This window comes from Thermomicrobiales bacterium (assembly GCA_037045155.1).
Lineage (GTDB): Bacteria > Chloroflexota > Chloroflexia > Thermomicrobiales > CFX8 > JAMLIA01.
Genome location: JBAOIG010000005.1, coordinates 484,811 through 497,818 on the forward strand (window position 1 = coordinate 484,811; position 13,008 = coordinate 497,818).

Here is a 13,008-nt window from a genome sequence, read left to right on the forward strand (position 1 = left end):
GGGTGGCTATGGCGAAGTTCAGGGATCAGGCGAAGCTCGATCCGTCTCAGATCGAGGACCGGCGCGGCGGTAGTATTCCGCGCGGTGCCGCGGTCGGCGGCGTTGGCGGCGGTCTCGGGCTGATCATCCTCATCGTCGTCATGCTGTTGGGCGGCAACCCGCTCGACAGCAACACCGGCATCCAGCCGCAGCAGGCGCCGGCCGGCCAGTCGGCACAGCAGCGCACCGTCGCGGCAGAGTGCCAGACCGGCGCGGATGCTAACGCACAGCGCGACTGCCAGATCGTCGGCTACGTGAACAGTATCCAGGCCTACTGGAATCAGGAGTTGCCGAAGTACGGGCTCGACTACACGCAGTCGAAGACCGTCCTCTTCTCGCAGGCAACCCAGACCGGCTGCGGCTACGCCAGCTCGGAGGTGGGGCCGTTCTACTGCCCGACTGACAAGCAGGTCTACCTCGACCTCGGGTTCTTCGACGACCTGCGGACGAAGTTCGGCGCGCAGGGCGGGCCGTTCGCCGAGGCGTACGTGCTAGCCCACGAGTACGGCCACCACATCCAGGACATCGAGGGCATCCTCGGCCGATCGCAGCAGGACCGCCAGGGGCCGCAGAGCGCGGCAGTCCGGACGGAGCTGCAGGCCGACTGCTACGCGGGAGTCTGGGCGCAGAACGCCGCGGCAACTGGCTACCTCGAACCGCTGACTGACGACGACATCCGCACCGGCCTCGATGCCGCCGCCGCCGTCGGCGACGACCGCATTCAGAAGGAGTTCCAGGGTCGCGTCAACCCCGAGACCTGGACCCACGGCTCCGCCCAGCAACGCCAGACCTGGTTCATGAACGGCTACAAGACCGGCGACCCGACCAAGTGCGACACGTTCAGCGGAGGGATTTAGCAACAGCAGTGAGTGATGTGCCACGTTCGCGCGCCGATACGACGGCGTTAATTCGGTAGCGGCATGACCTCCTGTCATTCTGAGGCCGCAGCATCACTGCTGCGACTCAGTAGGTCGTCAACGTCACAGTGGCACATACGTTGGCGCGGCAGCCACCCCGTGCCCTGTCATCTTGAGCGCGCACGCGAAAGATCTCTCCTGCGTTGGACTGGTACCGAACCGGTGGGAGATCCTTCGCCGCGGCTCAGGATGACAGGAGAAGGGGCGGGCTGCCGATCGGACAGTCTGACGTTGACAGCCCATTGAGTTGTCGACCGCCGTGGATTTGTCAGATCGGCAGCCTCCCGGTTCTCTGTCATCCACGGCCCGGAGGGCGCCCGCTCAGCCGAAGGATCCGTTTCCTCGCGTTCGTTCGCAGCCGACGGAGAGGAACGGATTCTTCGCTCCGCTCAGAATGACAGAACCAGTGGCACCTCGAGAGTGACAGAACCAGCGGCACCGCCAAGGGTGACAGTATCACTACGGTCGATTCAGCATGGTAAAGGAGCGGCGTGTCCACCCGGATGGCAGATCGGTATTCGCACCGCGTTTCAGTAGCCAATCAGAGGTCTCGCCAGGAGAGTGGTAACCTGATTTCCATCTCCACTGGCCATAGCGAACTTCGTTTACAATAACCGTGATTCCGATCAAATGAACCGCGAGTGGCTGACAAATTATCGTCTGCAACCGATAGCATGGGGTTCGCACGTGGATGATGCTCGGGAACGGATTCGACACACGCTCGATGAGCTGAGGGCTTTTCTCAGTCACGATCCGGTTCCCCAACTCAGCGAGGCGGACACAAAGGCGTACTTTGTGGAGCCGATCATTGCCGCGCTCGGGTGGCAGGGGATCGGTGTCGTGACGCGTGAGTACTACGTCAAGAGTTCGCAGGAGTTCATCGACTACGTGCTATTCGGATCCGCTGGCGCGTGGACTTCTCCGACACCAATGCTGGCGATCGAGGCCAAACCACTGGGGGCCAGACTCACCGATAAGAATGCAGCGCAGGTCGTTCAGTACTGCGCGGTTGAGGGCATCGAATGGGCGGCCCTGACAAACGGCCGCTACCTGGAGTTCTTCAATACATTCTTGAAGCCCGATCTCCGCGCCAAACGAGTCCTGAACCTCGACCTGCTCGATTTCAGTACGGATTCAGAGTTCGATGAGCTTGTCGAGCAACTGAAGAGACTCTCGCGAGAGAGCATCACCACGGCGAACGCACGTACCTGGCTGGAGCAACTCCGCCTCGATCAATCGCTCCGGGAGATCATGCTCGATCCGAACGCTGCTCCAATCAAGACACTTCGCAAAACGCTCGCGGATCGCGACATTAGTGCGACTCCTCAGGCGATCACTCAGTGGTTTCGGACACAGCTAACGGGGGCGGCTCCGACACCAGATCCCCCTACCACTCCCATTCCCATCGAGCCGCCGTCACCTGATCCTCCCACACCCGGGAAACCTGAATCCAAACCCTCTCAGGCGCATTATGGCGTCTCGTTGAAGGATCTGATCGACGCGGGGCTGCTCGAATCAGGCATGCGTCTCGTCTTCACCGGCCGGGGTCGCGATCTCGCACATGCTGAGCTCGCAGACGATGGGTATATCGTCTGGAATGGGGAGCGCGTACCGTATCCTTCGGATCGACGATTCGCACAGCTCCGGGGTACGTCCTCGGTTAATGGCTGGACATCCTGGTATGTTGAGCTCCCGAGCGGACGCAGACTACTTGCCGACGTTCGTCAGGACTATCTCAACAATCAATCCAGGTCACGCGACCAATCCCCAGATTAGTCGTCATCACCCCGCTACCCCAGCAGTCGCGCGATCTCGCTCCGGAACACCTCGGCGCGGCCGGGGGTGCGGACGACGAAGAGGATGCGCTGGAGGTCGCTGCCGGCGGCCAGGTGGTCGCGGAGCGCCGTGACCATCGCGGTGGCGCAGGAGACGTCGTCGAGGCCGCCGACGCCGGTGCCGAGCGCCGGAAGGACGACGCTGCGGTAGTGGTTGGCGTCGCAGAGCGCCAGCGCGCGGCGGGTGGCGGCTTCGACCGTCTGGATGGACGCATAGATCTGTGTCCGATCGGTGAAGCCCATCGCGGCGGCGTGGATGATGGCCCGGGCGGGGGCCGGCATGCTGCCGGCGCTCGTCAGGACTGCGTCGCCGACTTCGATCGGTCCCTGCGCCATCGCCTGCTCCTCGACTTCCTGCCCGGCCGCGCGCTTGAGCGCTCCCGCGACGCCCGATCCCATCCAGAGCTCATTGTTCGCCGCGTTGACATAGACCTCGGCCTGGTGCGTAGCGACATCGGCGATATCACCGACGACGACATCGATCGTGGGCTGTTTTCGCTCCTGCATCTGACGATCCTTCCTTCTATAACCACGTGCCGCGTTGCCCCCGCGTAACGTCGGGGTGGCCCGCTGGGTTCCCTCTATGGCTTCATTCTGTCAGAAAGGGATTGACTTGGTGATCCATCGCCGACATCAACTCGCGCTGGCGATCCTGCTGGCACTATCGCTCGTGCTGGGAGCCTGCGGCAATTCTGGAAAACGCATGCTGGTTCGGCCGACCGGCACGGCAGCGAGCGGGTTCGTTGTGCTCGCGCCACTGACGGCCGGACGAGACCTGTCAGCGCCTGACGGCTGGTATACGGTTCGCATCCCGGCGGACTGGGTCGAGTCGCCGCCGATTGTCGCCGAGCTGTCGGCGCGATCGACTACCGGCGCGGATCCAGTGTCGCTGCGCATCACTCGCGAGTCACTCGACACTATCACGACCGCCCAGGCCTATCTCGAAGCGACCCGGCGCGATATCAACACCCGCTACGAAAACGTTGTCACGATCAGCCTGGGGCCAGTTCGCGCCGGCAATGTCGACGCCATTCGCTGGCTTTATCGGGCGACAGTCGATGGCAAGCCGCGCCTGATCTACCAGCTCTTCGTCGTCCAGGAGGGCACAGGTCTCGTGCTGACCGGTGTTGCCCCGGGCGATGCCGACTTTCACCAGGTCGGCGCGACCTTCGACGCGATCGCGGGGACGCTTTCCTTTGGTCGCGGCTAGCGGTCGGATCGGATCAACCGAGCGCGTCGATCTGCCGGGCCAGATCGAGATCCAGCGTTGTCACCCCGCCGGCCTCGTGGGTCGTGAGGTAGAGAATCACCGTCCGCCAGCGAATGTCGATATCGGGGTGATGATTGGCGGCCTCGGCGAGATCGGCGATGCGGCCGACAAACTCGATCGCTGCGGGAAACGTCGCCCGCTGGAAACGCTTGCGAATTCCGCGGTCCTCGCGTCTCCAGCCGGGCAGCTCGCGATCAATGAGCCGATCTACCTCGGCGCTTGGCAGTGGTTCGCGGGCCATGCTCTCGCTCTCGTCCATCACAGGCTCCTCTCGGTCAACTCACGGCGGCCCGGGATGAAATCGGGCCGATGGTATCCTTCGTTGATGCTGCGACCCGGCGCAGACTATTCATTCTTACCAGACGCACCCTGCGCCACTCAATCGACAGGTTCCTGAGGATGCCGCCACGACGCCCCGTCCCTGACCGGCACTATCGGCGGCTCTCACGCCGCCGGCATAGTCCTACACGCCGGATCGCGCTGGCGCGACTCCGGGCTCGGCGCGAACACGCCGACCGCGTCTCTTCCGTGGCTCGCCTTGCCAGCACACTGACGATCTTCGTGATGTTGCTGCTCCTGCTCGGCGGCGGAGTCGGCGCGGGCGTCGCAATTGCCAGCTGGAGCTACTTTACCGAGGATCTGCCGGCGATCGATCAATTTGAAGCACGTCAATTCGAGACGACCCGCATCTACGACCGCAACTGGACGTTGCTCTACGAGGTCAGCGACCCGGAATATGGCTGGCGCACGTATCTCCCTCTCGCGAAGATCACGAACAATGGCCAGAATATGAACCTGGTCAACGCGACGATCGCAGCCGAGGACGAGCGGTTCTGGACGAACTACGGCGTCGAGCCATTGGCGATTGTGCGTGGCGCATTTATCAATATGACCGGTCGCGGCTCTTCCGGGGGATCGACAATCACCCAACAGCTTGTCCGGCAGCTCTTTCCGGAGAAGATCGGCTTCGAGCGATCCTACGAGCGCAAGATCCGCGAGGCGATCGTCGCGGTTCAGATGACGCAGACGTACTCGAAGGAAGAGATCCTTGAGCTCTATCTGAACACGATCTACTACGGGAACCGCGCCTACGGGATCGACGCCGCTTCGCAAGCCTATTTCAACAAGCACCCGTGGGAGCTGGACCTGGCCGAGGCATCAATGCTGGCCGGCCTGCCGCAAGCGCCGAGCTACTACGACCCGACCGTCAATATGGAGGCGGCCAAGTCGCGCCAACGGTACGTCCTCGACCAGATGACCAACCAGGGGTACATCACACGCGAGGATGCGGACGCGGCCTGGAACCAGCTGCTCGATCCACAAACCCGCGAAAACCGGTACAACCTCGCCCCTCACTGGGTGAACTTCGTCATCGGCAAGCTCGAGGAACGGTACGGCGCCGAGAAGGTCTACCGCGGGGGGCTGCAGGTGCGGACGACGCTCGACTACACCCTGCAACAGCAGGCCGAGGAGGCCGTGAACGCCCACCTGGCAACGCTGGCGCCATACGACGCGAGCAACGGCGCGCTTGTCGCGATGCTACCGGGCAGTGGCGAGATCGTCGCGATGGTTGGCTCGGCCGATTATACGGACGACGCGATCTCCGGCCAGGTAAACGTCACCGTCTCTGAACGGCAGCCCGGGTCGGCATTCATGCCGATCACCTACGCCGCCGCGTTTGAGTCGGGTTGGTACCCAGGCACCGTGATCCTCGATTACGCCGTGCGCTTCGATACCCCCGGCGCGCCGGAGCCGGAGTATGTCCCGGTCAACGCCGGTGGGGTGATCCATGGCGCGATCAGCGTCCGCAACGCGCTGGCCCGTTCGCTGAACGTGCCAGCAGTGCGGGCGATTGACTACGCGGGAGTGGAGGATACGATCGCTGTTGCCCATCGGGTCGGCATCCGCGACGGGCTCTGGCGAGGGACGGATGTCTATGGGCTGGCGCTGACACTCGGCGGTGGCGAGGTCTCGCCACTGGAGCTAACGAACGCGTACGCGACGTTTGCGAACAATGGTCGCTTTGTTCCATGGACATCGGTGCTTGAGATCCGCGGACCAGACGCCGAGGACTTGCAGCTGTTCGATCCGGCGCGCGCGTGGGCCGGCGCGCGCCAGGTGATTGACCCCGGTCACGCCTACGAGATCACCAGTATCCTCAGCGACGATGCATCTCGCCGGCCGACCTACGGCGCTGGCAATCCGCTGGAGTTCCCCGATCTCGCCCGACCGGTCGCGTCCAAGACAGGCACCAGCGCCGACTGGCGTGACAACTGGACGGTGGGCTATTCGACCGATCTCGTCGTCGGCGTCTGGGTTGGCAACACGGATAACGCGCCGATGCGTCAGATCGACGGAATCGCTGGCGCTGCGCCGATCTTCCACGACTTTCTCGTCCGCGCCCACGATCCCGCGTTCGCGACGACTCTCGCGGGGCCAGATGGCCAGCCAGTCCCGGTCACCTTCGCCCAGCCAGACAATATCGTCGAGATCGATGCCTGCCTGCCCACCGGCAAGCTCCCGATGCCAGGCGTCGGAACCTATCGGGAGATTACGACGACGAAAGACCGGCCGGTCGTTCGTTGTGACCAACTGACAGCGCGCGAGGCAGCCGATCTGCGGTTGGCGTTGGCCGACCTGACGGTCAACGGTAGCCGGTATACCCCGGAGGGGATTACCTCGCTGCTTGCCTACGCACAGGCCGTTGGCGGCGGTATCGGCATCCCGGACAACCCGGTGGAGCCGACCCCGACGCCAACGCCGACGCCGACACCGACGCCGACGCCGACCCCGACGCCAACACCGACCCCGACGCCGACACGGCCGCCATCGACACCAACCCCATCCCGGCCGGGCCCGCCGGGCCAGACGACAACAGTGCCGAATCTGTCTGGCCTCGACAGGGCCGCTGCCACAGCGGCGCTTCGGGCGGCGGGGCTACAGGTTGGGTCGGTCGTCCCCGTGCGCCAGTCCGACCTGCCGCCGGGAGTGAACATCAACACGGTTCAGGTCGGGCAGGTTATCCTGCAATCACCGGTCTGGGGGGTCAGCGTCCCGACCGGGTCGTTCATCAACATTGCTATCCGGGCGGAGTAAGGGTTGCGGTGGACACGACTACATGGCATCTGGCGTTTATTGTCGCGGCGGCCGCAACTACAGGTTTCGCGTTGGTCATGCAACGGCGGCTGCGGCTGAACTATCCAGGTGACGACTCGAAGCAGATGCGCTCGATGCTCGGCTTCCTGCGTGGCATTGCAATGCTGGCGATGGCGATTCTCGTCCTCGCGGCAGCAAACTTGCTGCGCGTAACGCTGACGTAGGCTGCGGAACGACCATCGTCATGCCAGAGAGTCATAGTAAATTGCGCGTACGAACAGGGAAAACCGGGTGATTCCTAGCGTGGGGGCTTCCGGAATCGCCGAAACCTTGTGATATAGTACACGCGGCTCTGGGGGGCCACGCGAACGCGGTTTTGGGTGGAAAGGACACGGTGACAGTGCTCACCAACTATGCCGTCATCGGGCTATTGCTCTTAACCGCTGCCGCCATGGGAATAGCGCTGCTCATGGTCGGGCGGCTGATCCGCCCCCATCGTCCAAACCCCGCCAAAGAGCTGCCCTACGAGTCGGGCGTTCCAGGCGTTTCCCCTCCTCGCATGCGATACACCCCGAGGTTCTACGTCGTAGCCATGCTGTTCGTCGTGTTCGACATTGAGGCGATCTTCCTCTTCCCGTGGGCGGTGGCGTTCGACGCACTCGGCCTGTTCGGCTACATCCAGGCCATCGTCTTTATCAGCCTCCTGCTCGCCGGCCTCGCCTACGAGTGGAAGAAGGGAGCGCTCGAGTGGGTCTGATCGACGACAAGTTCGAGAAAAACGTCCTGACAACTTCGGTGGACTGGCTGTTCAACTGGGGGCGTCGCTCTTCCTTATGGTGGCTGCAATTCGGGCTGGCCTGCTGTGCGATCGAGATGATTTCGGCGTCGATGCCGCGATTTGACTTGTCAGAACGCTTCGGCATGCTCTACCGCGCAACGCCTCGCCAGGCGGATCTGATGTTCGTCGCGGGCACGGTCACCAAGAAGATGGCGCCGACAGTTCGCACGCTCTACGACCAGATGGCCGATCCGAAGTGGGTGATCTCGATGGGCTCGTGCGCCAACGTCGGCGGTCCATTCGATACCTACGCCGTCGTCCAGGGGGTCGATCAGGTAGTCCCGGTCGATGTCTACGTCCCGGGCTGCCCTCCCCTGCCGGAGGGTCTGTACTACGGCGTTCTTGAGCTACAGAACAAGGTCATCAAATACGACACCATCGCCAAGAAGCACGGCGTCGGAGCGGCCGAGCTCGAGCGTGACCAGGATCGCATCGCCGCCCGCGCAGTGATCACCGGAACCGACGCCGCGATCGTCAGCACCAGCACCGGACTGAGTGGGCAACGGCGAACAACCGGGCTCCGTCGCGACTGAATCCAACGGTTCATCCGTCCGCGGGGTTGGCCCTGGGCACGGCCGAGGAGGCAAAGAAACGATGTCTCAGAATCCAGGTTCAGACGCCGGCACACCGCCAGATGCGCAGGAGACGATTCAGCTCCCGGCGCTCGATGCGCAGGTCGCTGCCGAGCTTGCCCCGGTAATTGAGCCGGCTCACGATCAGACTGGCGTTCAGGAGATCGACCCCGTCTGGGTCCATAGCGGCTACTGGGGCCCCCTCGATGAAGCACAACATCCGGCGATCGTCGCGCTGCGCGCGCAATTCGGGGATGCTATTGAGGGCGTGACGTTCTTTCGCGACGAAGTGACAGTCCGCGTACGCACCGAGCAGTTGCCAGAGATCTGCGCCTTCCTGCGGGACGCGCCGGACCTCAAGTATCAGATGCTCTCGGACCTCACCGCAGTCGACATGCTGAACCTACGTTCGGAGCCGCGCTTCGATGTCGTGGTCACGCTCTATTCGATCCCGCGTCGCTGGCGTCTGCGGCTGAAGGCGGGAGTCCGCGAAGATCAGCCCTGCCCGACACTGACGACCGTCTACGCCGCGTCCGGCTGGCTGGAGCGTGAGTGTTACGACATGTTCGGGATCGTGTTCGCCGGCCATCCGGACCTGCGCCGGATGTTGCTGCCCGAGGATTGGGACGAGGGGCATCCACTCCGCAAGGACTATCCGATCCGCGGCTACAAGCAGTACGTCCAACCAGGCTTCGTGGGCGCGCCACGCATTCGCGAGACCTCGACGGGGGGCGAGTAGACAGATGATGCAGGAAACCGCCGCCAGCGGGACGATCCAGATCGAGACCGAACGCCAGCTCGGCCAGAATCGGCGCGAGATGGTGCTCAATATGGGCCCGCAACACCCGTCGACCCACGGCGTGCTGCGCGTCGTTGTGACACTGGACGGTGAGACGATCGTCGCGAGCGACCCGCTCATTGGCTATCTCCACCGTGGTGTCGAGAAGATCGGCGAGAACCGTCGGTACTCGCAGTTCACACCCTGGACCGACCGGACCGATTACGTCGCTGCGCCATTGAACAACCTCGGTTACATCCTGGCCGTTGAGAAGCTCTGCGGCATCGCAGCGCCGGAGCGCGCCCAGTACTGGCGCGTCATCATGGCCGAGCTCAGCCGCATCGCCAGCCACCTCGTCTGGCTCGGCACCCACGCGCTGGACATCGGCGCGTTGTCGATGAGCCTGTATTGCTTCCGCGAGCGCGAGATGATCCTCGATGTCTTCGAGCGATTCTGTGGCGCTCGGCTGACGACGAACATGATGGAGATCGGCGGGTTCTCACGGGAGATTCCGGCCGGCCTGACCGACATGATCGAGGATTTCCTGAAGATCTTCCCCGAGCGACAGCAGGAGTACTCGGACCTCCTCACCCAGAACCCGATCTGGATCACACGCACCCGCGGCATCGGTGTCATTGAGCCAGAGGCAGCAATTTCGTACGGGCTGACCGGCGCTTGCCTCCGCGGCAGCGGCATCAACTACGACATCCGCAAGGCGCAGCCGTATCTGATCTACGATCGTCTCGACTTTGAGGTGCCGATCGGCACACGCGGTGATGTCTACGATCGGTACCTCGTCCGTATGGAGGAGATGCGCCAGTCGCTGCGGATGGTCCGCCAGTGTCTGGACCAGATGCCGACCGATGGCCCGCTGAAGCTGGTCGAATCCAACTACGTCATCCCGCCGCATGCGAACGTTCTTCGCACTGCCGAGGATATGCAGCGGCACTTCGTCTGGGTGATCAAGGGGTTTGAGGCGCCCAAGGGCGAGGTCTATATGGCGATCGAGCAGTCGAAGGGCGAGCTTGGCTATTACATCTATTCAGATGGCTCGAATACGCCCTACCGGCTGCGCTTGCGGACGCCCGATTTCGTCAACCTGCAGGTTCTGCCGTACATGGCCCAGGGGGCGATGCTGGCGGATATGGTGGCGCTGATCGGAACGATTGATATTGTCCTGGGTTCGGTTGATCGTTAGGCGTTGCGGCCGGCCATCGAGAGCGTGAAACTCGGTGCGGCGCGCCGAGGTGAAGTACACTGTGGGGGCTTCCGGAACCGGGTCATGGTCTCGCGTGAAAGGGACTCTCTCCATGTGGTAACGAGGCTGTGACGCCTCAGAGACGCGACATGGACAGGGCGACAAGCGACGAGGCCAGAGCCAGCGCCAATGGGGTGGCGCTCGCCGGAGCTTAGAGGGGGAAGCGTTTCGGACATGAGCGACCAGCCGCTCTGGATTTCGTTCGTTGTGGGGTTCATCATCCTGAACGTCCTGCTGATCGGCATGGCGTACATGACGTGGGCCGAGCGCAAGTTCATGGCATATATGCAGGATCGTGTCGGCCCCCACCGGACCGGCCCGAATGGCCTGCTCCAGCCAATTGCCGACGCGGTGAAGCTGATCGGCAAGGAAGACCTGATCCCGAAGTTCGCGGACAAGCGCATCTTCGTTGTCGCCCCGCTGATTTCGTTTGTCACCGCGCCACTGGCCGGCCTGGTTATCCCATTTGGCAATCAGGTGTCGGTCTTCGGTCACGAAGTCAACCTCTACGCAGCCGATATCAACATCGCCGTCCTCTACGTCCTGGCCCTCAGCTCGATCGGTGTCTACGGAATCATCCTCGGCGGATACGCATCGGCGAATCGCTATTCTCTGCTCGGCGCGTTGCGATCGGCGGCACAGGTCGTCTCCTACGAGATCGTCCTCGGCCTGTCGTTGGTCGGCGTGTTCATCATCTCCGGGTCACTCTCGCTGGTGGACATTCTGAACCAGCAGCGCCAGACGCTTGAGCTGTTTGGCACCGGATTGCGAATTCCGAACTGGTTCATCTTCTATCAGCCACTCGCATTCATCATCTTCCTGATCGCCGCAGTCGCCGAAACCAACCGTCTGCCGTTTGACCTGCCAGAGGCCGAGACGGAGCTGATCTCCGGCTTCCACACCGAATATTCCGGCTTCCGGTTCTCGTTCTACTTCCTGGCCGAATACATCAGCATGATCGTTATCTCGCTCTTCGCCGCGACGCTGTTTCTCGGCGGGACCGATGGACCGATCGCCGATGGGCCGTGGTGGCTCATCTTCAAGGCGTTTATCTTCCTGTTCTTCTACATCTGGCTGCGAACAACGCTCCCGCGCTTCCGCTACGATCAGCTGATGGGTATCGCCTGGAAGGTGTTGCTGCCGCTGGCGCTACTGAACATCGTTATCACGGGGTTTGTGCGACTCGCCTTCAATAATCAGCTCTAGGGGGACGCGTGACACGGCTCAGGGACACATGGGGGTGGAGGTCAGATGGCGCCTGAGGTGCTGATATTCGATATCCTGGCGGTGATCGCGGTCATCGCCGGCATCGGGGTCGTCGTGTCGCGCAATCCGGTGCATAGCGCCGTCGCGCTCGTCGTGACGTTCGTCAATCTGGCCGGCATCTATGTGATGCTACGCGCCGAGTTTCTCGCCGCAGTGCAGATCATCGTCTATACCGGCGCGATCCTTGTCCTCGTCCTGTTCGTGATCATGCTTGTCGACATGGACGACCTGCCTGATTTCCACGGTGGCCAGCCGCTTCAACGCGTTGCCAGCCTGTTGATCGGGCTCATCCTTCTTGCCGAGATCGCGGCCGCCGTGCTGACCCGAACGGTCGTCGGCCAGCCCGGCCCATGGAACGAAGCGACCGTTACTGAGGCCGGCGGCAATGTTCAGGTCATCGGGCAGTTCCTCTACTCGGGCTACGTCCTGCCGATCCAGGCCGTCGCGATCGTGCTGCTTGTCGGAACGATCGGCGCACTGGTGATGGCGCGGCCCGACGAGATCGGCGTGCGGACGACCGCTCGCCAGACAGGGACAATCTCTCTCGGACACTCGCGCGGCTCCGACATCGTCGCGCTGCCGGCCGGCGTCAACGCTTCGGCAGCCCACGCGATACGACGCGAAGACATGCGCGACGGGTTGGTCATGGTTACATCGGCCGACGCGTACACCGACTACCCTGCCTGGGCGGGCGGCGATGTCGCGCTGGTCGGGTCGACCGATACTCTCCGTGAGGAAAGCGAATTCCCGGCCGGGGCCGGAGTCGGCAGTGAGGAGGATCGCTGATGCACGAGCTCACCGCCACCCACTTCCTGCTGCTGAGCGCAGCATTGTTCATCATCGGCACGATGGGCGTGCTGACCCGGCGCAACGTGCTGGTCATCTTCATGAGCGTCGAGCTGATGGTCAACGCAGTCAACGTGTCGTTCGTGGGCTTCGCCTGGGAACAGAACTCGATGATCGGCCAGACATTCGCGCTGTTTGTTATCGCGATCGCAGCAGCCGAGGCTGTGCTCGGGCTTGGTATCGTCATGGCGCTCTCGCGCCGAGCTGATACGGTCGATGTCGGAGAGATCCGCGAGTTGCGCGACTAGCGCGGGACGTATGCGGTGATCGCCTGGCGCGGGGGCGTCAGGGTC

At 62.9% G+C, this 13,008-nt stretch carries 14 protein-coding genes; 12 read left to right on the plus strand and 2 right to left on the minus strand.

Features of this window, described 5'->3' with window-relative positions:
- Positions 1-8: 8 nt before the first annotated feature.
- Both V9F06_12410 and V9F06_12415 read left to right on the plus strand, forming a co-directional pair.
- A complete protein-coding gene (locus tag V9F06_12410; protein MEI2618407.1) occupies positions 9-896 on the plus strand; it encodes a neutral zinc metallopeptidase in 888 nt (295 codons plus the stop codon).
- A gap of 990 nt (positions 897-1,886) precedes the next feature.
- Entirely contained in the window at positions 1,887-2,732 is an 846-nt protein-coding gene (locus V9F06_12415; GenBank protein ID MEI2618408.1) for a hypothetical protein, read from the plus strand.
- Positions 2,733-2,746: 14 nt separating this feature from the next.
- Here V9F06_12415 and V9F06_12420 read toward each other — a convergent pair whose 3' ends face one another.
- Positions 2,747-3,298, minus strand: a complete 552-nt coding sequence (locus V9F06_12420; protein MEI2618409.1) for a macro domain-containing protein — start codon at positions 3,296-3,298, stop codon at positions 2,747-2,749.
- Between the two features lie 109 nt (positions 3,299-3,407).
- Here V9F06_12420 and V9F06_12425 point away from each other — a divergent pair, with 109 nt between their 5' ends.
- A complete protein-coding gene (locus V9F06_12425; protein ID MEI2618410.1) occupies positions 3,408-4,001 on the plus strand; it encodes a hypothetical protein in 594 nt (197 codons plus the stop codon).
- A 13-nt stretch (positions 4,002-4,014) separates the two neighbouring features.
- Here V9F06_12425 and V9F06_12430 read toward each other — a convergent pair whose 3' ends face one another.
- Positions 4,015-4,320, minus strand: a complete 306-nt coding sequence (locus tag V9F06_12430; GenBank protein MEI2618411.1) for a 4a-hydroxytetrahydrobiopterin dehydratase — start codon at positions 4,318-4,320, stop codon at positions 4,015-4,017.
- 140 nt (positions 4,321-4,460) lie between these two features.
- Here V9F06_12430 and V9F06_12435 point away from each other — a divergent pair, with 140 nt between their 5' ends.
- The 9 genes from V9F06_12435 to nuoK all read left to right on the plus strand — a co-directional run bounded on the left by V9F06_12435 (position 4,461) and on the right by nuoK (position 12,963).
- Positions 4,461-7,157 carry a transglycosylase domain-containing protein gene (locus V9F06_12435; GenBank protein MEI2618412.1) on the plus strand — a complete coding sequence of 899 codons (2,697 nt, stop codon included), beginning with the start codon at positions 4,461-4,463 and terminating at the stop codon, positions 7,155-7,157.
- A gap of 8 nt (positions 7,158-7,165) precedes the next feature.
- Positions 7,166-7,381 carry a hypothetical protein gene (locus V9F06_12440; GenBank protein MEI2618413.1) on the plus strand — a complete coding sequence of 72 codons (216 nt, stop codon included), beginning with the start codon at positions 7,166-7,168 and terminating at the stop codon, positions 7,379-7,381.
- 170 nt (positions 7,382-7,551) lie between these two features.
- A complete protein-coding gene (gene ndhC / locus V9F06_12445; protein MEI2618414.1) occupies positions 7,552-7,914 on the plus strand; it encodes an NADH-quinone oxidoreductase subunit A in 363 nt (120 codons plus the stop codon).
- Entirely contained in the window at positions 7,905-8,528 is a 624-nt protein-coding gene (locus tag V9F06_12450; protein MEI2618415.1) for an NADH-quinone oxidoreductase subunit B family protein, read from the plus strand. The genes ndhC and V9F06_12450 overlap by 10 nt, the downstream gene beginning before the upstream one ends.
- Positions 8,529-8,589: 61 nt before the next feature.
- The gene (locus V9F06_12455; GenBank protein ID MEI2618416.1) at positions 8,590-9,306 is read left to right on the plus strand and encodes an NADH-quinone oxidoreductase subunit C; all 717 of its coding nucleotides are present in this window, start codon (positions 8,590-8,592) and stop codon (positions 9,304-9,306) included.
- 4 nt (positions 9,307-9,310) lie between these two features.
- Complete coding sequence (nuoD, locus tag V9F06_12460; protein MEI2618417.1) at positions 9,311-10,543, plus strand: NADH dehydrogenase (quinone) subunit D; 1,233 nt, start codon at positions 9,311-9,313, stop codon at positions 10,541-10,543.
- A gap of 234 nt (positions 10,544-10,777) precedes the next feature.
- Positions 10,778-11,809: an NADH-quinone oxidoreductase subunit NuoH gene (gene nuoH, locus V9F06_12465; protein ID MEI2618418.1), complete on the plus strand. Its 1,032-nt coding sequence runs from the start codon at positions 10,778-10,780 to the stop codon at positions 11,807-11,809.
- Positions 11,810-11,854: 45 nt separating this feature from the next.
- Positions 11,855-12,655 (plus strand): NADH-quinone oxidoreductase subunit J, encoded by an 801-nt coding sequence (locus tag V9F06_12470; protein MEI2618419.1) that lies wholly within the window; start codon positions 11,855-11,857, stop codon positions 12,653-12,655.
- Positions 12,655-12,963, plus strand: a complete 309-nt coding sequence (gene nuoK, locus V9F06_12475) for an NADH-quinone oxidoreductase subunit NuoK (GenBank protein ID MEI2618420.1) — start codon at positions 12,655-12,657, stop codon at positions 12,961-12,963. The genes V9F06_12470 and nuoK overlap by 1 nt, the downstream gene beginning before the upstream one ends.
- The last annotated feature ends 45 nt before the right edge of the window (positions 12,964-13,008 follow it).